At 58.2% G+C, this 23092-nt stretch carries 24 protein-coding genes; 4 read left to right on the top strand and 20 right to left on the bottom strand.

Features of this window, described 5'->3' with window-relative positions; all coding sequences use genetic code 11:
* Positions 1-74: 74 nt before the first annotated feature.
* From B0G52_RS31635 to B0G52_RS31615, 5 genes are all read right to left on the bottom strand, one after another.
* A complete protein-coding gene (locus tag B0G52_RS31635; RefSeq protein WP_094050427.1) occupies positions 75-995 on the bottom strand; it encodes an AraC family transcriptional regulator in 921 nt (306 codons plus the stop codon).
* Positions 996-1040: 45 nt separating this feature from the next.
* Positions 1041-1322, bottom strand: coding sequence for a DUF3817 domain-containing protein (locus B0G52_RS31630; protein ID WP_094050426.1), 282 nt, complete (start codon positions 1320-1322; stop codon positions 1041-1043).
* 84 nt (positions 1323-1406) lie between these two features.
* A complete protein-coding gene (locus B0G52_RS31625; RefSeq protein ID WP_094050425.1) occupies positions 1407-2078 on the bottom strand; it encodes a DNA alkylation repair protein in 672 nt (223 codons plus the stop codon).
* Between the two features lie 35 nt (positions 2079-2113).
* A complete protein-coding gene (locus B0G52_RS31620) occupies positions 2114-3046 on the bottom strand; it encodes an RluA family pseudouridine synthase (RefSeq protein ID WP_094050424.1) in 933 nt (310 codons plus the stop codon).
* Positions 3043-3972 carry an ArsR/SmtB family transcription factor gene (locus tag B0G52_RS31615; protein WP_094050423.1) on the bottom strand — a complete coding sequence of 310 codons (930 nt, stop codon included), beginning with the start codon at positions 3970-3972 and terminating at the stop codon, positions 3043-3045. Before B0G52_RS31615 ends, B0G52_RS31620 begins: the two co-directional genes overlap by 4 nt.
* A gap of 178 nt (positions 3973-4150) precedes the next feature.
* Here B0G52_RS31615 and arfA point away from each other — a divergent pair, with 178 nt between their 5' ends.
* The gene (gene arfA / locus B0G52_RS31610) at positions 4151-5665 is read left to right on the top strand and encodes an arabinosylfuranosidase ArfA (protein WP_094050422.1); all 1515 of its coding nucleotides are present in this window, start codon (positions 4151-4153) and stop codon (positions 5663-5665) included.
* A 388-nt stretch (positions 5666-6053) separates the two neighbouring features.
* On the top strand, positions 6054-6371 hold the full coding sequence (locus B0G52_RS31605) for a LytTR family transcriptional regulator DNA-binding domain-containing protein (RefSeq protein ID WP_094050421.1): 318 nt from the start codon (positions 6054-6056) through the stop codon (positions 6369-6371).
* 87 nt (positions 6372-6458) lie between these two features.
* Here B0G52_RS31605 and B0G52_RS31600 read toward each other — a convergent pair whose 3' ends face one another.
* The 4 genes from B0G52_RS31600 to B0G52_RS31585 form a co-directional block, all read right to left on the bottom strand.
* Positions 6459-7268, bottom strand: a complete 810-nt coding sequence (locus B0G52_RS31600; protein ID WP_094050420.1) for a pyruvate, water dikinase regulatory protein — start codon at positions 7266-7268, stop codon at positions 6459-6461.
* A gap of 15 nt (positions 7269-7283) precedes the next feature.
* Positions 7284-7904, bottom strand: a complete 621-nt coding sequence (locus tag B0G52_RS31595; RefSeq protein ID WP_094050419.1) for a helix-turn-helix transcriptional regulator — start codon at positions 7902-7904, stop codon at positions 7284-7286.
* A gap of 234 nt (positions 7905-8138) precedes the next feature.
* Positions 8139-9647: an alpha-glucosidase/alpha-galactosidase gene (gene melA / locus B0G52_RS31590; protein ID WP_094050418.1), complete on the bottom strand. Its 1509-nt coding sequence runs from the start codon at positions 9645-9647 to the stop codon at positions 8139-8141.
* 109 nt (positions 9648-9756) lie between these two features.
* A complete protein-coding gene (locus B0G52_RS31585) occupies positions 9757-10680 on the bottom strand; it encodes an AraC family transcriptional regulator (protein ID WP_094050417.1) in 924 nt (307 codons plus the stop codon).
* 195 nt (positions 10681-10875) lie between these two features.
* Between B0G52_RS31585 and B0G52_RS31580 the strand changes: the two genes are divergently transcribed.
* Positions 10876-12108: an aminopeptidase gene (locus B0G52_RS31580; protein WP_094050416.1), complete on the top strand. Its 1233-nt coding sequence runs from the start codon at positions 10876-10878 to the stop codon at positions 12106-12108.
* Positions 12109-12360: 252 nt separating this feature from the next.
* On the opposite strand, the gene B0G52_RS31575 is transcribed toward B0G52_RS31580, so the two are convergent.
* The 8 genes from B0G52_RS31575 to B0G52_RS31540 form a co-directional block, all read right to left on the bottom strand.
* Positions 12361-13038, bottom strand: a complete 678-nt coding sequence (locus B0G52_RS31575; RefSeq protein WP_369827179.1) for a bifunctional 4-hydroxy-2-oxoglutarate aldolase/2-dehydro-3-deoxy-phosphogluconate aldolase — start codon at positions 13036-13038, stop codon at positions 12361-12363.
* 51 nt (positions 13039-13089) lie between these two features.
* A complete protein-coding gene (gene uxuA, locus B0G52_RS31570) occupies positions 13090-14148 on the bottom strand; it encodes a mannonate dehydratase (RefSeq protein ID WP_094050415.1) in 1059 nt (352 codons plus the stop codon).
* 42 nt (positions 14149-14190) lie between these two features.
* Complete coding sequence (locus tag B0G52_RS31565) at positions 14191-14958, bottom strand: SDR family oxidoreductase (protein WP_094050414.1); 768 nt, start codon at positions 14956-14958, stop codon at positions 14191-14193.
* Positions 14945-15808 (bottom strand): AraC family transcriptional regulator, encoded by an 864-nt coding sequence (locus tag B0G52_RS31560; RefSeq protein ID WP_094050413.1) that lies wholly within the window; start codon positions 15806-15808, stop codon positions 14945-14947. Before B0G52_RS31560 ends, B0G52_RS31565 begins: the two co-directional genes overlap by 14 nt.
* Entirely contained in the window at positions 15801-16673 is an 873-nt protein-coding gene (locus tag B0G52_RS31555) for a sugar phosphate isomerase/epimerase family protein (protein WP_094050438.1), read from the bottom strand. The genes B0G52_RS31560 and B0G52_RS31555 overlap by 8 nt, the downstream gene beginning before the upstream one ends.
* 40 nt (positions 16674-16713) lie before the next feature.
* Positions 16714-17787, bottom strand: a complete 1074-nt coding sequence (locus B0G52_RS31550; protein ID WP_094050412.1) for a Gfo/Idh/MocA family protein — start codon at positions 17785-17787, stop codon at positions 16714-16716.
* 11 nt (positions 17788-17798) lie between these two features.
* A complete protein-coding gene (locus tag B0G52_RS31545) occupies positions 17799-18923 on the bottom strand; it encodes a Gfo/Idh/MocA family protein (protein ID WP_094050411.1) in 1125 nt (374 codons plus the stop codon).
* Positions 18924-19187: 264 nt separating this feature from the next.
* Entirely contained in the window at positions 19188-20114 is a 927-nt protein-coding gene (locus B0G52_RS31540; protein ID WP_094050437.1) for an AEC family transporter, read from the bottom strand.
* Between the two features lie 101 nt (positions 20115-20215).
* Here B0G52_RS31540 and B0G52_RS31535 point away from each other — a divergent pair, with 101 nt between their 5' ends.
* Positions 20216-20524, top strand: a complete 309-nt coding sequence (locus B0G52_RS31535) for a hypothetical protein (RefSeq protein ID WP_094050410.1) — start codon at positions 20216-20218, stop codon at positions 20522-20524.
* A gap of 122 nt (positions 20525-20646) precedes the next feature.
* On the opposite strand, the gene B0G52_RS31530 is transcribed toward B0G52_RS31535, so the two are convergent.
* The 3 genes from B0G52_RS31530 to B0G52_RS31520 are packed head-to-tail and all read right to left on the bottom strand — an operon-like array spanning position 20647 to position 23051.
* Positions 20647-21303, bottom strand: coding sequence for an SGNH/GDSL hydrolase family protein (locus tag B0G52_RS31530; RefSeq protein WP_094050409.1), 657 nt, complete (start codon positions 21301-21303; stop codon positions 20647-20649).
* A 16-nt stretch (positions 21304-21319) separates the two neighbouring features.
* Complete coding sequence (locus B0G52_RS31525; RefSeq protein WP_094050408.1) at positions 21320-22249, bottom strand: L-lactate dehydrogenase; 930 nt, start codon at positions 22247-22249, stop codon at positions 21320-21322.
* Positions 22250-22271: 22 nt separating this feature from the next.
* Positions 22272-23051, bottom strand: coding sequence for a formate/nitrite transporter family protein (locus B0G52_RS31520; protein WP_094050407.1), 780 nt, complete (start codon positions 23049-23051; stop codon positions 22272-22274).
* Positions 23052-23092: the final 41 nt, after the last annotated feature.

Genomic DNA, 23092 nt, shown 5'->3' with positions numbered 1-23092 from the left:
AATCATATGACGACATTATGAACTGAATGTGAACGAAATACAACTTTGCCCCAAAACAACAAAAACCCCCGTCGTCAGACGGAGGTTCTTGCTTTGATCGGAATATGCAAGTCGACTTTGGCTTTGCCTTCAGGGTCAAGAGAAGGATCGTTCAGGCAGAACTCCAAGCAATCCCGAGCGTCCGCTTCGTATTCGCTGCTCGGCAGCCACTGCCCGTACAAGCTCTGGTAGGCCAGACCAAGGCGATCAATCGTGTCGTAGAAAGGGTAGACGGCGTACAGTCCACCCGCCAGCGAGCGATAGCCGATGTCGGCCGACTCCTCGCAGGCGAACCCTTCCGGCAGCGTCACGCAGGCGTCGTACCGGCAAGCTTGCTCCTCGGTCGTCGCCGGGTCGTCGAGCGAGATGCCGATGAAGGCTCTCTCAGGGGGATAAAGTCCGTGCTTGCTTGTCCACGCGCCAAGCGCCGACCAAGCTTTCCACGTGTCCAGATAGCTGCCCACATGCCTCGCGTAAGCGACCTGGAGATCCGGCAAAGTTGCGATTCGAATATTCATTTCCCACAGCCTCCTCAAGAAACGGTTACTTGCTTTCCCATCGTAACCCGTTTCCCTCGAAGAGACTTCCTGAACGTTGCCGGAAAATTGCTCGAAATTGCGATTTTGCCGGCCCTGATTTCTCACGCGGCTCGGCGTCTGCCCGTAATGCTTCTTGAAGGAAGCGTTGAAGGCGGAGGTCGATTCGAAGCCGCACCGCAGCGCGATCTCCAAGATCGGCAGATCGGACAGGAGCAGTTCGCTCGCCGCCCGCTCCATTCGCTTGCGGTTCACATAGGCGACAGGGGTCGTTCCGGTCGCGGCGGCGAACAATCTGCCGAAATGATATTTCGACCAATGGGTTCTGCCCGCGAGCGTATCCAGATCCAGCCTGGCGTCCAAATTTTCTGCGATATAAAGGATAATATCCTCGATTCTGCTGCGGTCTTCATGACGCATAATCGTCGATTCTCTCCAATCGGACGAAGTCGAACCTTCCGGTGTTTAGCGAATTTTGCGGTCTACGATGAACGGACCGAAAGGAAGAAAAGCTGCGATAACGGCGAATGCCGACATCGCCCAGCTCAGCTTGCGCGCTGCCAGCGCATTCACGACGGCGAGCAGATACAGCACGAACAGCACGCCGTGCGCCATCCCGACCACCGTCACCGCGTCCGGATAATCGGCGAAATATTTAAGGGGCATCGCGATCAGAAGCAGAACGAGGAACGAAATCGCTTCAATGATGCCGATCAAGCGAAGCCTTCCGAGAACAGTTGCGAGCATGGAATGATAACCTCCGTTTAAGCGGTTTATTTCTCATCTTACCAACCGCTCGGGAGGAAAACCATGTCCATCTTGTGTCCATTTTTAACGGGAGACGAACTTAAGCGCCTCGCGAACGCTGAGAGGAGACAGCGGCGTCTTGTCCACGAAAGCGCGCACGGCGGACTCGTCCGTCTTCGAGTACTCCCGGAGCGCCCATCCGATCGCTTTGCGGATGAAGAACTCGTTCTCTTCCTTGCATTTGTCGATATAACGGAACAGCCTGCCGACGTCCGTACGTTCTTTGTACCTAAGCTGATAGAGGATGGCCGTTCGGCGCAGCCAGAGATTCTCGGACGCGGCCCAGCGTTCCGTATACAGGGGGATCAGCTCGGGATACTTCGCCAAGTGATCGCCCATCGTATGGGAAGCCAAGTAGTCGACCGTATCCCACCAAGATTTCGTGACGACGAGTTCTTCGAACGTCTCGATATCTTCTTTCCCTGCTCGCTTGCCATGCTTTCCGAGAAAAGCCATGGCCACGTTCTGGAACTCGCGTTCCGGCAGCGACCACAGACGCTTGACGACATCCAGCAGCTCGTCTCCTTCGGGGATACCGTGCTGCGACCAGAATTCCTTGGTCAGCCGATTGCGCTCGGGCGTCTTTATCCCCAGAAACGGGAACTTGCCCCGCATGTAAGCTTCCATAGGAGCAGCTTTCGCCGGGTCCGCATGGCCGCGAAACCACTCCGCCAAACTTTCCACGTATTCTTTCATCCTACTCACCTTTCGCCTCTAATCCGAGAGCCGTGTTACAGATTCGAATTAAATCCCAGACGAGCGGCAACCTCGCGCATCCGGGCCGGCAGCGGAGCCTTGAACTCCCGACCGTTCGGCAGGACGATGCGCCAAGCGTGCAGCAATTGATGATTCACGTCCCCGAACCGCCTGCCTCCGTACTTGATGTCGCCGAGCAAGGAATGCCCGATATGTTGAAAATGGCTGCGAATCTGATGCGTGCGCCCGCTGATCAGCTCGATCTCGACCAGCGAATGGGAGGCGCCGGTCTGCAGCGTCCTGTACCGGGTTTCGGCGGACTTCGCCTGCTCGGCTCCCGCTTCGGCCACCTTCGTCCGGTTGCTCTTCTCGTCCCGCACGAGCTCGCCCGTCACTTCGCCCTCTCCGCTCAGCCGGCCCTCCACGATCGTCAGGTAATACTTTTGCATCTCGTGTTTTTGAATCCATTGATTGAGCTGATGGAGCATGCCCGCCGTCTTGCCGACGAGAACGATGCCGCTCGTGTTGCGGTCCAGCCGGTTCGCCGTAGCCGGCATGAACAACGGGCTGTCCAGCTCCCCCTTGCGGTACAAATACGCGTGCACGCGATTGACGAGCGTGTCCTTCTGATCCGGCTGATCGGGGTGAGTCAGCTGCCCGGCCGGCTTGTTGACGACCATCAGCTCGGCGTCCTCGTACAGCACGTCCACGTTCGCGTTCACTCCGACATACTTCGCTTTCTTCTGGCCGATGCTCGCCTCCTTGTACGCGTCTTCCTCTACGTACAGGACGAGCTCGTCCCCGGCCGCCAGCTCGTAGTTCTGGTTTTTCCGCTTGCCGTTCACTCTGACTTTGCCGTTGTCGATCATTTTATAGATTTGTCCCAGCGGGAGGTTGGGCATCAACGTTCTCAGAAAGCGATGCAATCTCTTGCCGCTCTCGGAAGGCGTGATCTTGCGGTTAATCATCGGTTCGTTTCTCTCCTCTGACTGTAATACGCGCGAAACTGAATGTCTTGATTATAATTCCCGAAGCCGGTTCCGTACAACGTCAAGCCTCCGACATGGCGCGATTCTTCCTCGACGGCGAAGCGCAGCGTCCAGAACGGCTGATCCGTCCGCAGTTCCTCAAGCTTCGTATCGGAAATGCGCTGTCCGTCCATGAAGCACCCTTCGCCGTTCACGCGAATGATTTTGCGAAGTCCGTACTGGTTCAGCTGAATTCCCCACCAATCCGGCGTAAAGCGTCCTCTCGCTTCCGTCCCGTAATCGCCCGGGCTCGTCCATTCGCCAAGATAGGCTCCGTTCAAATAAAACCGGATGTCCGAGGGCCAGTGCTCGTTCGCCCCGGGGGCCTCTGATGCGATTTCGAACGAAATCTCCAGCTCTTCGAGCCGTTGGCTCGGCAAAATGTAGTTCGGCGTCTTGTATTCCACGTACCCTCGGCCGAACCAGAGAATCGAAGCATTGACTCGCTCCGGATCAAGAAAATAGCGCGGATCGTCGAACTGGCCGATCAGCTTCTCCCGGGTGGCCAGGCCGCATGTCGGATACACCTCGAACGAGGTGTAATGCCCGACGCGGATCGACTGCTCGTAGTGCTCTCGCTCTTCCGAGCGAGCGCTTGGCAGTTCGATCTCGACGGCCGTTTCGGCCAAGGAGCATATCTTATGGGTGCCGCCCTGCTTGCGAACCATCTTCGTCGCGATCAAGCCGGCCTGCTCGAGCTTGCGCACGTGCATCGTGACGATCGCGCTGCTCAGTTCCAAACGTTCGGCGATTGCCTTCACGTTCATCGGATTCTCGGCCAGCAGCTCCATAATCGTCAATCGGACGTCGCTGGCAAGCGCTTCGTAGAGAGGAAGCCACTTGCGGTCCGTATTCGCTTTAATCATCGTCCCAGGCCTCCTCCGTGTCCCGCCAATTAATATAAATATAAATTCATCAAAACGCAAATCACTGCGCAAATTCAACACTTGCATTTTACTTCTATGTCGTGTTAAATACTAGTTGAAATACTATTTTTGTTTATTGATTAATATAATTATTAACAATTTGAAGGGAGTTATCTGCATGACCGCACGCAAAGCTTCCATGATCGTCGACAAAGACTTCGTCATCTCCCGGATTGACGACCGCCTCTACGGTTCGTTCATCGAACATCTGGGCCGCGCCGTGTACGGCGGCATTTATGAGCCGGGCCACCCGCAGGCCGACAGCCAAGGCTTCAGACAGGACGTGCTCCAGCTCATCCGCGAGCTTCGCGTCCCGATTATCCGCTATCCCGGCGGCAACTTCGTCTCCGGCTACGATTGGAAGGACGGCATCGGACCGAAGGAGCTGCGTCCGCGCAGATTGGAACTGGCCTGGAGGACCGTCGAGCCGAATTTGTTCGGCTTGAACGAATTCGCCGACTGGTCTCGCGCCGCCGGTTCGGACGTCATGTGGGCGATCAACCTCGGCACGCATGGAGTCGACGAAGCCCGCAATATCGTCGAGTACGCCAACCACCCTTCCGGCTCGTACTGGAGCGATCTGCGAATCAGCCACGGCTACAAGCAGCCGCACGCCATCAAAACCTGGTGTCTGGGCAACGAGATGGACGGGCCATGGCAGATCGGCGCCAAGACGGCCGTGGAATACGGACGGATCGCCGCCGAATCCGCGAAAGTCATGAAATGGGTCGATCCCTCCATCGAGCTGGTCGCTTGCGGCAGCTCCAGCCGAGGCATGCCGACTTACCCCGAATGGGAAGCAACCGTTCTCGATCATACGTACGATCATGCCGATTATCTTTCCTTGCACAGCTACTATGGCAACGCCGATAACGATACGGCCACTTTCCTTGGCCGTTCTCTCGAGATGGAAGATTTCATCCGCAGCGTGACGGCAACCTGCGATTACATCAAAGCCAAGAAAAGAAGCAAGAAAACGATGATGCTCTCGTTCGACGAATGGAACGTCTGGTTCCACTCCAATGAAGCCGACAGAAAAATTGAGCCTTGGCAAGTGGCCCCGCCGCAGCTCGAAGACGTCTATACGATGGAAGACGCGCTCGTCGTCGGCTGTCTGCTGATCGCCATGCTGAAGCATTCGGACCGCGTCAGAATGGCTTGTCTCGCCCAACTCGTCAACGTCATCGCGCCGATTATGACGGAGAACGGCGGCGCCGCTTGGGCGCAAACGATCTACTATCCTTATCTCCACGCTTCGGTCTACGGCCGCGGACAAGCGCTCGTGCCGCTCGTGCAGTCTCCGAAATACGATACGAAGGACATTACGGACATTCCTTATTTGGAATCGATCGCCGTGTACGACGACCAGGCCGGTGAAGTGACCGTGTTCGCCGTCAACCGCGATCTCGAGAACGCGCTCCCGTTGGAGGTAGACTTGAGAAGCTTCGGCAGGTGCGAAGTGATCGGGCATACCGTGCTCGAACACGAAAATCTGAAAGCGACCAATACGGCCGCTTCGCCCGACCGCGTGAAGCCTCGCGATAACGGCAACGCGTCGAGCGACGGCACTAAAATCACGGCGACGCTCGGCAAAGCGTCCTGGAACGTCATTCGCGTTCGCGTGGTTGAATAACGGGGATATACAGGTCAAACTGTGAAGAGACTATCTCATAAGTAAAAAAGGCGTACCAGACGATTATCGATGGATGCAGGGTGATAGGCATCTATCTCCTTCCGCTGCTATACGGCCCTGAAATTTTGAATGGATAGACCCGTGACAGGGTCATTTCAGGACCGTATGAGGCAGTCTCCAGGAGATAGATGCCTTCTTCTTTGCATCGATAATCTGGTACGCCTCTACTTAATGTAACAGCCTCTTAGCGGCGTCCGTCGGTTTAACCGATATCGCCCGTTGTAGCTTTTTATAATTTTTTTCGGAAAGTCTCCCAAAACTCAAAAAACTGTGTTATACTGAAAGCGCTACCAAAGCAATGTCATTCTTCATAAGGGGGATTGAAACGATGAATGCAGCGCTTCAGGAGAAAAATGTGTACGAGGATTTCGATCCGCGCCAAGACACGTTGTTCTTCAAGGTCGGGGCACACGGGTTGATCAGCTTTCACGGACGGAATTACAACATCAAAAAGAGACTGTCCGCCGATGAAAGAAACCGCCTCATCGCGGATTCCGCGACGTTCTTCCGCGTTTCGTCCGATTGCTACGTCAACGTCAGAAACATTTCCGTCATCGGCGAACACCATCTCTTCTTCGACGACACCTCGAAACGGTTGCCTTGCTCGGGACGCAAGCAACAAATGATTCGCCAGCTTCTCGGTTGATCCATCCACCAAGTCCATAGCGACGAGAACGACAAAGCCTGAGCGATCCGCGGGAACGACTCCTTCGGATAGCTCAGGCTTTGTCGCTTAAGGAACCAGCAGCTCCATAATTAAACCGGCCGTTTCTTCGATCGCTTTCTCGGACACGTCGATGACCGGGCATCTTAGGCGTTCCATAATATCGGAAGCGAACTTGAGCTCCTTCTCGATCCGGTCCATGGACGCGTAGTTCGCCTGGCTCGGCAATCCCAGCGCCTTTAACCGTTCCGTCCGGATTTTAAGCAGCCGTTCGGGCTGCATCGTCAAGCCGACGATGAGCCGGCTGGAGGAGGTAAACAGCTCTTGCGGAGGCTTCACTTCGATCGTGAGCGGATAGTTCGCGGTTTTGATGCCTTTGTGCGCGAGATAGATGCTGAGCGGCGTCTTGGAAGTGCGGGAAACCCCGACCAGCACGACCTGGGCTTGAAGCAGCCCGCGGGCATCCTTGCCATCGTCGTACTTGACCGCGAATTCGATCGCTTCGATCTTCCGATAGTAGTTCTCGTCCATCTCGTGCAGCAGGCCGGGCTTGTACTTGGGCGAATCGTTGAACGTATCGATGAACGCCTGCATCATCGGCCCCATCACGTCGACCGCGCGGACGCCGAGGCGAATCGTCTCTTCCCGCATCGTCTCGCGCAGTTCCGGCTGAACCAGCGTGTAGGCGATAAAGCCGCCCGATTGGCCCGCTTCGGCGATAATCGCTTTAATCTCGTCCTCGTGCTTGATGTTGCCGTACCGCTTGATCTTCACCTGTTCGGTGGCGAACTGCCGGGCCGTCGCCCTGGCGACCGCGTCGGCGGTTTCCCCGACCGCGTCCGAACATACGAATATGATCTTCTGCCGTTCCTCCGACATCCGTCTATTTTCCCCCTACTCCGCGATAAACCCGGAGGATAAGTCCACCAAGGCCAGCGTCATGTTGGTTTTCGTGATTCTTCCGACAACTTCCAGCCGGGCTCGTTCGCCCGTCGCGCTTACGACCGGCAAACCTCCGACCTGATGGTCCAACATCTTCCTGGCCGCGTCCAGCAGCGAATCTTCCGGCGTCACGTACACGAGCCGCGTCACGCGGGTCATCACCATGCTGATCGGAATCGAAGCCGCGTTCGGATTGCCCAGGGTGACCTTGAGCAAGTCCTTGAGGGACACGGTGCCGACAAGCGCCCCCTGGTCGTCGGTCACGGTCAGAAACCCCGTATTCTCCACGAACAGCGCGATAACGGCATCGTTGACCGTCGCCGTCTCCACAATGACGACGGGGCGGTTCATGACGTCCTTGACTTTAAGATTCAACACCTTCACGCTCTGCCGGCCTTCCGGGGTCATGACCTTGCCCAGGAAGTAGCCGACTTTCGGCTTGGCGTCGATGTAGCCAAGCATGACGAGCACGGACAAATCCGACCGGATCGTCGGGCGGCTGACGCCGAGACTTTCCGCGATCTGCTCTCCGGTAATCGGCGCGTGCTTCTTCACGAGATCGATAATCGCGATTTGCCTGACCGTAAGTTCGATGATCGGCTCACTCCCCTTGCTCCATGCAAAACATGCCGCTTCGCGGACACGATGGAATCGCTATTTATGGTATACCATAAACCGATTTATGACACAACATTTAGTTTTAGTGCGCCTAATAATCCCCCTTTCTAATCGTTCAATGATACGTCAAATACGCCCGCAACCGCAGAAATTCCGTGTCTGCGATCGCGGGCGTCCTTCCGGAGCGCTCTATCCCGAAACTTTCGCGCGCTCCTTCCCCTTGTCCGACTCCCCCGCGTTCCGGTTCGCGGCTTCGCGGTCCTGCATCATCTCTTCGACGCTCTTGACGTGCAGGCGAGCCGCCCCCTGATACCCTTCCTTCGTAGGCACGCGCTTGCCTTCAGAGAGTCTGGCCTTCGCTGCCGCGATCGCCTCTGCATACTGCGGCAGCCATCTCTCCTGCGCGACCAGCATCTCGTCAACCATCTGCCAGATCTCGTTCGGATTGCAGACCGCGCCGACGAGCGGGTCCATCATGAACGCCTGGCGCAGCAGCTTGTCGTCCCCATTGACCGCCGCCTCTACGGCCAGTCTCTGCACGGAAATGCTGACGTTGCACACGGCGGCGGGGCCAAGCGGCAGCTTCCCGACGAGCGGCATCGAGACGCCGTTGCGGTCCACGTACCCCGGCGCTTCGATGATCGCGTCGTCCGGCAAGTTGTCGATAACGCCGTTATTGCGAACGTTGAAGTGCCCGCGGTAGACCCTCCCCGTTTCCAAACTCTCGATAATGTAGGAACCGTGCTCTTCGCCCCGCTCCTCGGGGGCGTACTTCATCGCCGGCTCCTTCATCCAGTTCGGGAATTCGGTCTCGAACCAGTTGCGGCCTTCCGTGCACACCCGCAAGTATCCGCCCGTCTCCCCGTTGATCCAGCTTCCAAGATCGATCCATTGGCCGATCTCTTCCGGACGTTTCCGGTACCACGGCACGTATTCGCTCAGATGTCCGTTCGATTCCGTGCTGTAGTAGCCGAAGCGGCGGAGCATGTCGATGCGCACCTTCTCCGTGCGGCTGAAATCCGGATGCTGTTCGAACGCTTCCAGCAGCTTGCCGGTCAGATCCTCGCCGTTATGGCGAATCTGAACGTACCATGTCTGATGGTTGATACCCGCGCAGATGATGTCGACCTCTTCCTTCTTCAAGCCGAACGCCTCGGCAATCTGCCGATGTCCGCCCTGGACTCCGTGGCACAGCCCGATCGTGCGGACGCCGCCATATTGATTGCACGCCCAGGTCAGCATTGCCATCGGATTCGCATAGTTGAGCAGCAGCGCGTCTTGCGCCGCAACTTCCCGAATGTCACGGCAGATGTTCAGCATCTCGGCGATGCCGCGCTGCCCGTACATGATGCCGCCCGCCGACAGCGTATCCCCGACGCATTGATCGACCCCGTACGTCAGCGGAATTTCCACGTCGGTGGCGAACGCTTCAAGGCCGCCTACGCGAATCGTGCAGATGACGTATTTCGCTCCCGCCAACGCTTCGCGCCGATCGGTCGTCGACTGAATTCGAATGGCCAGGCCGTTCTCCTCGATGTCTCTCTGGCACAGCCGCGCGACTCGGTCCAAGTTGTCCGGACTGATGTCCGTAAAAGCAACCTCAATATCTTTGAATTCCGGCACACTGAGCAAATCCCGCAGCAAGCCTCTCGTAAATCCGATGCTTCCTGCTCCGACAAAGGCAATTTTGAAAGCCATAATCCACGCCTCCATAACTGTTAAATTGGAATAATCAAGTTCACTCCAATCGTAACAGCCTTCCTTAAGGAAGCGTTATCAGGATCGTCACTTCTGTGCGCCGACTCTGTCAGAAATCCTCACTTTTCTCACTCGAAAAATCGCTTCCAGCAAACCGTTGTTTACCCATGGCGATGCGGTATTCCACCGGGGTCATCGAAGTATGCTTCTTAAACAACGCGTGAAAATACGGCCTGCTGCCCGCGCCCACATAATCGGAAATGTCCGCCACCGGGACGTCCGTCCGCTCCAGCAGCATCTTCGCCTTCTCAATCCGGATATCCGTCAAATATTCGATCATCGTGCGGTTCGTCTGCGCCTTGAAAATGCGCTGAAGGTACCCGGGATGCAGATTGACGGAAGCGGCGACGTCCTTGACCGTCAGCGGACGGTCGTAGTTCTGGACGAGATACGCGATGCTCGCCTTCACGTACTGTCCCGCTTGCGGCGCAAAGTTGCGCTCCGTCTCGGTTCGCAGTCTGCCGATCCGGATCAGCAGCTGTATCAGCAGCATCCGGTCGAGCAGCTTGCCGTCGCCGCCCTGGTAGTCCAGTTCCAGCACGAGGCTCTTGAGCGCGTGATAGACTTCGTCCGGGTCTTGAAGCGTCATCGACGCTCTCCGCACAGCCAGCAGTTCGCGCAAGGAGGCGTCCTCCTCGGCGAACGTCTTGACCGAAGGAAGCTCTCCCTTATGGGGAGCGAATCCGAACTCCACGTTCAGCATGCGGCAGCTGCCTTCCACGACGAGCCGATGAGGCACCCCGGCGTCAAGCAGAATGAACTCCCCTTTGCCCAGCCGGGCCGATGCCGCCGCTTTCCGTTCCTCCTGCCATTCGACGGCGCAGCTCCCGTGAATGACGTACATGATCTCCGTCGAGTCGTGCCGATGGAAGGCCATGTCATAACCGTTCCAATGTTTGAAATAATATGCGAATATTCTCGGCGAATAGTGCCGGTCCAGCAAGGCCGAGTCGAAAAGGCTCCCGATGTCCATGGCGTCCTCCCGTCCGTTCGTCTGTCCTGCTTGCGAATAACTTAACTATCGGAGATCTTGCCGCGGGAGTCAACCGGAAAGCGATTTGACGGCCGGGGAAACGATCCGGTATGTTATTCATTGAAACCGAAAGCGAACGGTCCGATATCCGCGTGGATCGAAACGACAAGCTATACCTGCTAAGGAGAGAATGCGATGGACAACTTCAATAAGCATTTGGAGCAATATGCCGCGTTGGCGGTAGAAGTGGGCGTCAACATACAGCCGGGACAGCCGCTGTGGATCGCCGCGCCGGTCGCGGCGGCGGAATTCGTGCGCGAGATCGCCAAGCACGCGTACAAGACCGGGGCCAAATACGTTCACGTCGACTGGAACGACGATCTTGTCACGCGCGCCCGCCTGGAGCATGCCGCGGAGGAATCGCTGAGCTTTGCTCCCGCCTGGAACATCGCCGGACGGATCGAGCTGGCCGAGGAAGGCGCCGCGTTCCTGACGATCGTGTCGGAAAATCCGAACGCGCTCCGGGGCATCGATCCGGCCCGGATCGCGCTCGCGACCAAAGCCCAGCAGCAGGCGGCGCAGCCTTTTCGCCCCTACACGCTGAACAACGTCTGCGCCTGGTCAATCGTGGCTTACCCAACGCAAGCTTGGGCGGACAAAGTGTTCCCGGAATTGCCGGAAGAGGAGCGCGTGGCGGCGTTATGGGACGCGATCTTCTCGGCGACGCGCGCGAAAGAGAGCGACCCGGTCCGGCTGTGGAAAGCCCATGCGGAGACGCTCGGAACGAAAGCCGCCAGGTTGAACGAAAGAAAGTACAAGGAGCTGCGCTACCGCGCGCCGGGCACGGATTTGACCGTCGGGCTGCCCGAGGAGCATATCTGGTCGTTCGCGGGCAAGACGAACGCCCGAGGCGCCGAGTTCATCCCCAACATGCCGACCGAGGAAGTGTTCGGATCGCCGCATCGCGACCGCGTCAACGGAACCGTGTCCAGCAGCAAGCCGCTCAGCTACGGCGGCAAGCTGATCGACAACTTCTCGTTCACTTTCAAGGACGGGCGGATCGTCGATTACACGGCCGAGAAGGAGTACGAGACGCTGAAGCGGCTGGTCGAGACGGACGAAGGCTCTCATTATCTGGGCGAGCTCGCCCTCGTGCCGCATCGTTCGCCGATCTCGGATACGAATCTTATCTTCTACAACACGTTGTTCGACGAGAACGCCGCCTGCCATCTGGCGATCGGCTTCGGCTTCCCGTTCGCCGTTGAAGGCGGTTCGGCGATGACCAAGGAGCAGTTGGCGGAAAAAGGCATCAACCACAGCCTGACGCACGTCGACTTCATGATCGGGCGGGCCGACCTGCAGATCGACGGCATCACCGAAGACGGCAGCGCCGAGCCGATCTTCCGCGACGGCAACTGGGCGTTCTGAAGCGGCGGCCCCGGCATGCCTCATTAAAGACAGGCTGCCCCATAAGCAGAGTTGCTTGAGATGATCGATAGACAAAGAGGGGTATGTACCTCCTGGAGACTGCCTCCTACGCTCCTGAAACCACCTTATCACGGGTTTACCCATTCAGGTTTCAGGAGCGTATAGCATCGGAAGGAGGTACATACCCCTCGCACTTGTATCGTCGATCATCTTTTAAAGCAACTTAAAGCGCTTATGGGACAGCCTCTTTGATTAGGCCAAGCTGGCTCCGTGAGCCCGATCGACGTAAGAGCGGGCCAAATCCCGCAGCTCGTCGAACTTGCCGGCCTTGACGAGAGCCGGGTCGAGCAGCTTGCCGCCCATACCGACGGCGATCGCTCCCGCGTCCAGCACGTCGGCGATGTTTTGCAGATTGACGCCCCCCGTGGCAATGAACGGAATGTGGTTCAGCGGGGCGCGAACCTCCTTCAAGTAGCCGATGCCGAGCGTGCCCATCGGGAACAGCTTGATCGCGGAAGCGCCCGCCTTGTACGCGTTCACGATTTCGGTCGGCGTCATCGCGCCGGGCCAGACGTCCAGCCCTTGCTCGACGGCGTGGTAGATCACTTCCTCGTCCACATTGGGCGAGATCAAATACTGGGCTCCGGCGGCGATCGCTTCCTTCGCCTGGCCGATATCGAGCACCGTTCCCGCGCCGATGCGCATCCGGTCCCCGAATTGCTCGCGAAGCTTGGAAATGATGTTCAGTGCGTCATCGGTATTCAGCGTCGCCTCCAGGAACACGACTCCCCCGTCGGCAAGCGCCTTCGCCGCCGATAACGTCTCCTCTAGCGTAAAGCCGCGAGCGATTGCGACGATTTTCTCTCTGGACAATTCTCCTAACAGTTCGGAAGGCATTCGGATAACCCCTTTGTCGGTCGTTGTGGTCAAGCTGTCGTCTCCCATTGTACCACCGTCGCCGCCGCGAAGAAACCGCTTCTCTTACCGTCCGACCGCCGCCCGCTCCTTGCCGGTCGCTTCCCACATGCCGTTCAGGTACACAGCGCCGAGCGCCCGGTCGTACAAGCCGTAGCCCGGCTTGCCCGTCTCGCCCCAGATCATCCGGCCGTGGTCCGAGCGGATCGGTCCCGCGTAATCGATATCCCGCAGGGCGCGGATAATCTCCGCCATGTCCAGCGATCCCGCCGAGGACAGATGCGCCGACTCTTGGAAAGATCGCTCTCCCGTAATTTTGACGTTGCGCGCGTGCATGAAATTAACCCGATTTTCCTTGCCGAACCGCCGCACCATCGCGGGGAAGTCGTTCGCCGGATTCGCCCCGAGCGAGCCGCTGCACAGGCACAGCCCGTTGACGGGACTGTCGTACAGCCGCAGAAACCTCTCCAAAGCGGCCTCGTTCGTAATAATTCGCGGCAGGCCGAAGATCGGCCACGGCGGATCGTCCGGATGAATCGCCATGCGGACGCCCGCTTCTTCCGCGATGGGCATGATCGCCTTGACGAAGTAAGACAGGTTGTCCCACAGCTTCTCCTCGTCCACCGAAGCATATTGTTCGAACAGCCGCTGCAAATCCTCCTTGCGATAGCTGCTGTCCCAGCCCGGAAGCTGAAGCTCGCCGGTCAGCGGGTTCATCCGCTGCACGACTTCCTCCTCGTAGATAAGCGCCGTCGACCCGTCCTCCAGCTCGTAATCGAGCTGCGAACGCGTCCAGTCGAACACCGGCATGAAATTGTAGCAGACGACCGGCACGCCGGCCTTCCCCAGATTGCGCAGCGTGCGCCCGTAGTTGTCGATCAGCCGGTCGCGATCAGGCAAGCCGAGCTTGATATGCTCGTGCACGGGCACGCTTTCGATGAGGCTAAGCTGCAGTCCCGCCGCTTCGACCTTCCTTTTCAACTCCAAAATACGCTCCAGCGGCCATTCTTCGCCTACCGGAACGTCGTAGACAGCGCTTACGATTCCGGTCACCCCCGGAATTTGCCGGATCTGCCACAGCTTCACCGGATCGTCGTCGCCGTACCAGCGAAACGTCATTTGCATCTTTCCAGTCTCCTCTCGATTCCGTTTCTTCCGATCGTTTCGCTAGATCGTCATTGCCCCGAAACCGCCGTCGACGCGCAGCAGCGATCCGGTCACGAAGCCGGAAGCCCGTTCCGACGCCAAATAGACGACCGCTCCCTGCAGCTCCGCCGGCTCTCCGAACCGCTTCATCGGCGTATGCGCCATAATCGAAGCGATCCGCTCCTCCGACAGAATCGCCCGGTTCTGCACCGCAGGGAAGAACCCCGGCACGATCGCGTTCACCCGCACGCGGGCAGGCGCGAATTCGCGTGCAAGAAACTGCGTCATATTGTTGACGGCCGCCTTGGAGGCCGAATACGTGAACACCCGCGACAACGGCGTGGCTGCGGAAGCCGAGGACAAATTGATGATGCTGCCGCCCTGCCCCCGACCGATCATATGCTTGCCGAACACTTGGCAGGCGAGCAGCACGCTTTTCGCATTGACGTCGATGATTCGATCCCATTCCTCTTCCGTAATGTCGAAGAACGGCGTCGCGCTGTTCACGCCGGGACAGTTGAGCAAAATGTCCGCCCCTCCGGTCCACGCCTCCACTTCCGCGAGCAGCCTCTCCAGATCGCCGCGGGAAGTCGCTTCCACCCCGTAGCAGCGCGCTTCGCCGCCAGCCTCCGCGATGCGCGCGCGAATCGGCTCGGCGTTATCCGCCTTGCGCCCCGTTAACGCGACCCTCGCCCCGTACGCCGCCAGCGCCTCGGCCATGATGCCTCCGAGCGTCGACGAACCGCCGATGACGACCGCCGTTTTGCCGCGCAGATCAAACAAATTCATGCCGCACCCCCGTATCCGGAAAACCGGAACGATCGAGCTTGAGCTGTCGCTTGTACCGCTCCGGCGTCACCCCGACCTGCTGCTTGAACAGCCGACTGAAGTGCGCGAGATGCTTAAAGCCGAGACGGAAGCCTACCTCCGTCACGGCCAAGTCGGGCTGCAGCAGGAACAAAATTTTCGCCTCGTTGATCCTTTTGCGGTACACGTACTCGAAGATCGTCGCTCCGGTCACTTCCTTGAATATTTTCGCCAAATAAGATTTACTCAGATGAAGCTCCCGCTGCAGGCTCTCCATGTCCAGCTCGTCGTCCGTGTACTTGCGCTCAAGCAGCGCGATAATGTCCTGAACCGTCTTCTCCTTGTCGGAAGGAAACTCCCGCTTCTCGCTCAGCGACGACAGGCAGCGGTCGTAGACGAAATGCAGCAGATCGGCGAACGCCAGCAGCAAGCGGCCGGCTCCGACCTGATCTCCCCGGGCTTGATGCCCGTGCATCCGCAGCAAAATCCGCTCGGCCTCCTCCTTGTCCTCTCCCCGCAAGCAGAGCCGATAATTCTTGAACTGCTCGAACGGCTGCAGGATCGGGGCCGCCTGAGGCAGATCCGTATAGAAGCGGAGAATGGCCGGTTCGAAATGGACGATCGAGCGGATGTACGGGACGGACGGGTCGATCTTCGGACAGTGCAGCGTCATTCCGTACATCAGAATCAGATCGCCGGGGGCCAGATTGTAGATCTGGTCCCCGATCAAATAATTGCATTTGCCTTCGTGAAAATAATAAACCTCGTAGAAAGGGTGCGAGTGGAACACCGGTTCGAACGCCCCCGACGAACGGTAAGCGTACTCAAGCATTCGGGCTCAGCTCCCGCAGCAATCCTCCGATGTATTCGGAGAAATGGCGGAGCATCACGGGCGATTCGGAGAACTGCCCGCTGAAGTCTTCGACGCCCAGGTAGCCGTCGTATCCGACCGCCAGCAGATCGGTCAGCACTTGGCGCCACGGCACGGCCCCTTCCTTCAGGCCGACCCACTCGCATTTCCAGACCGTTTCTCCCGCTTCATTCGTCTCGCCGGCGCGCCAGCCCGCGTTTTTGACGTGAACGTGCGCCAGATACGGGCCGAGCGCTTCCAACGCCATCCGGTAGTTCTCGACGCCTTCGTGGATCATGTTGCCCGGATCGAACAGGACGCCGACCCATTGCGGGTCCAGCCCATCGACGAGCCGTCTCGCGCCCGAAGCCGAAGCCGCGATCGTGCCGTGATGAATTTCCGCGACTCCCTTCACGCCATACTTCCGGCACAGATGCTGCGCCTCCTGCAAGTACGCGCGCCCTTCCTCCAGCAGCTCTCCGAGCGGCCGGCTCCGGTCGTAGCCGGGAACGCCAAGCCGGATCATCGACGCGCCGGCGTGCCGGGCCGCTTCCAGCACCTTCTCGGTCGCCGCCAAATCCCCCGCGCGCAAGTACGGCGTAACGCTCACGACTTCCAGTCCGTTCGACAGCGCCGCCTGCTTAAAGCGTTCGACCTCCTCCAAGCCTTTGGAAGGCGCGATCGTGCAGCGGTTGTTGCCCCAATAGGACGGCGCCTGTCCCCGGACTTCCTCCGGCACTTCCGTGTACCGCCATTCCACGCCGTGCAGTCCCGCTTCCTTGGCGGCCGCGGCCAGTTCTGCCGGCTCGAGCTCCGGCGTCGCGACCGTAAACACAGACAGCTTCATCATTCGTATGTCCTCCTTAAAGTTGGGCGCGAGGCGCCGGTTATTCGACTTTAACGGCTTTCGCCTGGGCTTGCAGGCACAGCTCCGCCGCTTTGAAGGCGTGCGCCTGCGTCATCGCCTTTTCCGTCCGGTTCAAGCAGTCCAGGATCAGCTCTCCGAAGAACGGATACCCGACCTTGCCCGCCAGCTCCAGATGTTTCTCGCCTTCGCCGTTAACCAGATACAGATGATCGCCTTGGCTGTCCCGGGCGATGTCGACGTATTTGCGCAGCTCGATATAACCGTTCGTGCCGAGAATGACCGTGCGGCCGTCCCCCCAGGTCGACAAGCCGTCAGGCGTCAGCCAGTCCACGCGAAAATAGTTCGTCGCCCCGTTGTCCCCGACCAGTGTCGCGTCGCCGTAATCCTCCAGCTCGGGGTACGCCTTGCAGTTATAGTTCGCCACCTTGCTGTGCAGCACTTCGGCGTTCGCGCATCCGGCGAAATGAAGAAACTGTTCGATCTGATGGCTCCCGATATCGCACAGAATGCCGCCGTACTTCGCTTTCTCGAAAAACCACGCAGGCCGCTGGGCCGCGTTCAGCCGATGCGGTCCGAGCCCGAGCACCTGAACGACGCGTCCGATCGCCCCGTCCTGCACCAGCTGTCCCGCGAACACCGCGCTCTCCACGTGCAGCCGCTCGCTGTAGTACACCGCGTATTTGCGCCCCGTCTCCGCGGCGGCACGTCTGGCGTGCTCCAGCTGGTCCAGCCCCGTGAACGGCGTCTTGTCGGTAAAATAATCTTTGCCGTGCTCCATCACCTTCACGCCCAGAGGTCCTCTGTCGCTGGGAACGGCCGCCGCCGCGACGAGCGCCACCTCCGGGTCCTGCAAAATCTGCTGCTCGGAAGCGGCAATCCGGACTTGCGGGTACGTCTTCGCGAACTGCCCGACTTTGTCCGGATCGGGATCGTACACCCATTTGAGCGTCGCTCCCGCTTCGATCAAGCCGTTGCACATGCCGTAAATATGGCCGTGATCCAGCGCCATAGCCGCGAAGACGAAACCGCCCTTCTCCACGACCGGGCGAGGCTTGCCTTGCGGCGCGTAGTTCATTCCGTTCGAGTTAGCCACGATGTTCCTCCTTAGCGGGCGGCAACCGCCGAACGCGAGATTTGTTCCTGCAGCTTCTCGTAGTACAGATCCTCGTTGATCGGCAGGTCCACCCAGCCATCGATCCATGTCGACAACTGCATCGCGTTCGAGATCGTCAGCCCTTTAATGCCTTCTTCGCCCGGCGCGAGCAGCGGCGTGCCGTGCAAAATCGCGTTCGTCCAGTCCTGCGTAATCTCCTTGTGCTGCGCCCCTCCCGGCTGAACCGGAATGTCGAACTGCCAGCATTCCGGCTGGGCGAACGATTCCGTGTTAACGCGGTTGAACTCGGATTCCAGCTGTCTGAGCCGCCAGAACGTCATGCGGTCGTTTTCGATGACGATTTTGCCGCGGTCTCCGGAAATCTCGAACCGGTTCGTGCCCGGACATTCGTACGTCGAAGTGACGAATACGCCCGTCGCGCCGTTCTCGTATTCGACGTAAGCCGTTACATCGTTCTCGACCTCGATGTCCCGATGCTTGCCGAAGCCGCAGAACGCGCGCACCCGCTTCGGCATCAGACCGGTCGTCCACTGCCACAGATCGAGCTGGTGCGGGTCCTGATTGATCAGCACGCCGCCGCCTTCGCCGGCCCAGGTCGCTCTCCATCCGCCGGAGTTGTAGTACGCTTGCGGACGGTACCAGTTCGTGATGATCCAGTTCGTCCGCCTAACTTCACCCAGCTCGCCCGATGCGATCAAATCCTTCAGCTTGGCGTACAGCGGATTCGTGCGTTGATTGTACATGATGCCGAACACCCGGTCGCTCTTCGCCGCGACCTCGTTCATCTCCCGCACTTGCTTCGTGTAGACGCCGGCCGGCTTCTCGACGAGCACGTGCAAGCCCGCTTGAAGCGCCTCGATCGCCTGCTGGGGATGATCGTAGTGCGGAGTGCACAGCAGCACGCCGTCGATCTCGCCCGAGCGGAACATGTCTGAAGCGCTTGCATACGTGAGAAGATGGTCGCCCCAATTTTCCTTGGCCTGAGCCAGACTTTCCGGACGCACGTCGCTGACCGCCGTCAGGACCGCCCCTTTTACTTGACCTTCAATCAAATATTGCGCATGGCCTTTGCCCATGTTTCCTAATCCGACAATCCCGATTCTTACTGTGCTCAAGAGGAAGTCGCCCCTTTTCGATTATAATCGCTTTCTTGGTCATTGTACCATGTTAACTGTGGTTGAACTTCACTCCCAAGCCTGAAAATCACGTTACATTTAACTGTGAGTCTACTCTACTGTCGAGCGCTGGCGATCGTCGGCAAGAAAAAAAGAGGGTCTCATAAGTCATAAAAGATGACTATGGACCCCCTGCTCTTCTGTTCACGATTTAGATTTTGCGGATACGTCTCTTCTCCCGTATGCCGTCGCGCAACCTCTCGCTTAAACCCCCAGCAAATAAATGACCGCCGTAACGGTCGCGATGCTAAGCGCCGTAGATACGAGCACGCTCTGCGAGGCGAAGTCCTTCTCGTTGTCGAACTCGACGGCAAGCAGCACGCTCGACAGCGAGGTCGGGACGGCGGACGAGACGATCAGCGCGGCGCCCATCATGTCGTCGACGCCCAGCAGCAGCACGACTCCCCAAGCGAGCAGCGGGCCTGCGATCAAGCGAAGCCCGGTGGCGATGCCGACGTCGGCGGCCAGCTTCCGCGTCAGGAACACCTTCATGTCGCCGAGCTGCACGCCCAACGTGAACAGCGCCATCCCGATGAACGCGTCGGACAAGTAGCCGACCGAGATGTCCACGAAGCCAGGAAGCGGCACCTGAAAGCTGCGCATCAGCAGCGCGACCGGAATGACGTAGATGACCGGCATCGACAGAATCACTTTGCGGATGGCGCGCCAATCCGCCTTGTGGGCGTTAACGCTGTATATGCCGTATGTATTCGGAATCAGCGACTGCATCATCATGATAATGATCTGCACCGACAGCGTGTACGTATTGCCCGCGAACGCAAGCTGATTGATCGGGATGCCGTAGTTGGCGCTGTTGTAGAACAGCACGCTGTTTCTCATCGCCGCGCGCATGCCGCCCTTGTAACCGCGCAGCCGGACGATAACCTCCAGCACCGCATACTGCAGCAGCATGAACAGAACGAAGAAGAGCAGCACCTGCCCGAACATCTGCATCGAGATGGCCGTTCCGTACAGCAGCTCGAACATGATCGCGGGAGAAAACAAGTAGAAATTCAATTTGGACAGCGTCTTGATATCGAGCGAAAAAATGCGGTGCAGCAGGATTCCCAAACCGATGACAAGCGACAAAGGAAGTACGTTGTTCCATAATATGTGCAGAAAAATGTCCATGCTGCCGATCAGCCTCTCCGTCTCGCTAACCGCCAAATCCTCTTCGGCATGTTATACTAGTATGATTAGACAAGACTAACACGGACTGGGGATGAAGTGAAGTGGCTTTCGGCATCGACAGGGCGGAACTGAACGCGTGGAAGGCCGCCGTCTCCCGCGGAGAAACCGCGTTCTTGACCCATTTTTGGTACGATCCGAGGTTTCCGCAATTTCGTACGGTGACCAAAGTCGGCAACGCCGATTTCGACAAACTCGCCGCCTGGTGCAGAGCCAACGGCCTGAACCCGACATACATCCACGCCCGCTCTCCCTTCCCTCACTTCGACTTGCTTGGAGAGAAGCAGAAGGAAATTTTGCTCAAGGAAGATCTTCATCATCATCTGGAGCGGTTTAAGCTAAATCAATCCTAGGAAGAGCTGACCCCGGGAGAATTCGAGCGAATTGCCGGAGCAGCCGATCCAAACAAACAAGGAGGCTTATTCCCCAACCTGGCTTAACCGAATTAGGGAACGCCTCCTTGTTCATGTGCGGACTAATCCTTATTCCAATCGAAGCCGACGGCCTTCAGGAAAGCTCTGGCCAGCACGGCATGACCCGCCTGCGTCGGATGCACGCGATCCCAGGCCAGCGTCGCCGAATACAGCTCCTTCAGCACGGCGTCGAATGCGGCCTGAGTGTCCACGAACAACGCTCCGGCCTCTTCCGCCACCCGCTTCACGATCGCCCCGTATTCGTCCATCGTCCGGCGCATCGCATCCTGCTTGTTGCTCTCCAGATAAAACGGCGTCATCAGCACGAGCCCGCCCGCGAGCGGCTTCGTTCTCTCGACCAGAGCGCGAAGCCCGGCTTCGTAACGGTCTGGATAGACGTGCCATTCCTTGATGAACGGCGTGTCGTACTGCCGCCAGACATCGTTTGTGCCGATCATGATCGACAGCCAGTCCGGCTTCTGATCGAGCACGTCCTCCTGCCATCTTTTCTCCAGATCGACAACGTTGTTCCCGCTGACGCCCATATTGACGACGCGAATGCCGAGCTCTGGATAGACCGCCTGCAGGAAGGCGTCTACCACGGATACGTAACCTTTGCCCAGCGCTCCGAACAGCCCTTCCCCCACCGGTCTGGCCCGTTCGCAATCCGTAATCGAATCCCCGATGAACAACAGCTTCTGACCTTTTTGCAGCTGCATCGTCACAGTCTCCCCCTTAGATCGAAGCGATCGACTCGATCAGCCCTTTCAGCTTGTCGGCCGAACGGTGAAGCAGCGCCTTCTCTTCGTCGGTGATCGGAATGTCCATCACTTCGCGAATGCCGGTACGGTCCACGACGCAAGGAACGCCGAGATAGACGTCGGATACGCCGTGATAATCCTGCAGCAGCGTCGATACGTTCAGCACCGCGCCTTCGTCGTCCAGAATGGCCGTGCAGATCCGGTCGAGCGCGAGGGCGATCGCGTAATAGGTCGCTCCCTTGGCGCTAATGATTTGGTAAGCCGCGTCGCGCGTATTGACGAATACTTCGTCCCGTTCGGCGTCGCTCAGCTTCACTTCGGCTCCGGCCACGTTCGCGAGGCTCCAGAGCGGAAGCTCGGAATCGCCGTGCTCGCCGACGATGTGCGCATGGACGCTGCGCGGATCGATGTTCAGCTTGTCGCCGATCAGGTAGCGGAACCGGGCGCTGTCCAGCAGCGTTCCCGAACCGATGACTCTGTGGACCGGCCATTCGGACTTCTTCCAGGAAAAATAGCTCATAATGTCGACCGGATTCGATGCGATCAGCAAAATGCCGTGGGAGTTGACCTTCAGCACTTCCGAAATGATGCTCTCGAAGATGGCGACGTTGCGCTTAAGCAGATCGACGCGCGTCTCTCCGTCGCGCTGCGCCGCTCCGGCCGTAATGATGATGATGTCCGCCTCGCGGCAGTCTTCGTATGTACCCGCCCACACTTTGGCTCCGCCCAGGAACGGCATGCCGTGGTTCATGTCCAGCGCGTCCCCTACGGCTTTCTTGTGATTGGCGTCGATCAGCACGAGCTCGTCCATCCGATTTCTGAGCAGCAGCGTGTACGCCGTCGTCGATCCGACCGCTCCCGCTCCGATAATGACCACTCTTGTTTTTTTCGCGATTTTTGCCATATTGGGACCAGCCTCCGCTATTCTAATCTTCCATAAAAGGTTTGTTAACGTAGTAGTACATGTAGCCGAGCAGCAATCCGCCTCCGATGAGGTTGCCCAGCGTAACCGGGATCAGATTGTGCGCGACGCCGGCCCACGTAATCGTGCCCGGGTGATTCAGGACGAGCGCGATCGCGAACGTACACATATTGGCGACGCTGTGCTCGTAGCCCGAGATGAAGAAGCAGAAGACGAACAGCATCATCGCGAACATTTTCGCCCCGTCGGACTTCATGAACATCGGCACGAAAAACGCGAGACAGACGAGCCAGTTACACAGAATCCCCCGGAAAAAGAGCTCCATCGCCGGCGCATGCATCTTCTTCTCGACGACGCTGAGCAGAAACCCGTTAACGGACGATTCCTCGAACAGACCGGTCGTATAGATAAGCAGCGCGAACGCGGCGGCTCCCAGTATGTTGCCCGCATAGCTGATGATCCATAGCTTCACTGTCCTCAGCCAGCTCATCTTGCGGCGCAGCGACGCGTAGCTGTAGTAGAACGTATTGCCGGTAAACAGGTCGCCTCCGCCGTAAGCAATCAGGATGATCGCGCAGCCGAACGTAATGGCCGCCATCGGGTAAGTCATCGGGGATTGCACGTTGTAAAAATAACTTCCCGTCTTGAACGCGACGATGACGCCGAAGCCGATGAACATGCTGGCGAGCATGGACCTGGCAATGTAGCGAAGCAAGCTCTGTTCGTAGATTCGGGATTTTTTCAAAGCCAATTGTTCAACTTTCTGCAGCGCTTCCGTCTCCACGGACGTCCCCTCCTATCGCATTGCCGTTGTTGAAAATGTAC

Source organism: Cohnella sp. SGD-V74 (assembly GCF_003001675.1).
Classification (GTDB): Bacteria; Bacillota; Bacilli; order Paenibacillales; family Paenibacillaceae; genus Cohnella.
The sequence above is the reverse complement of the archived record's forward strand: the minus strand, read 5'-3'. Positions and strand labels throughout refer to the sequence as shown.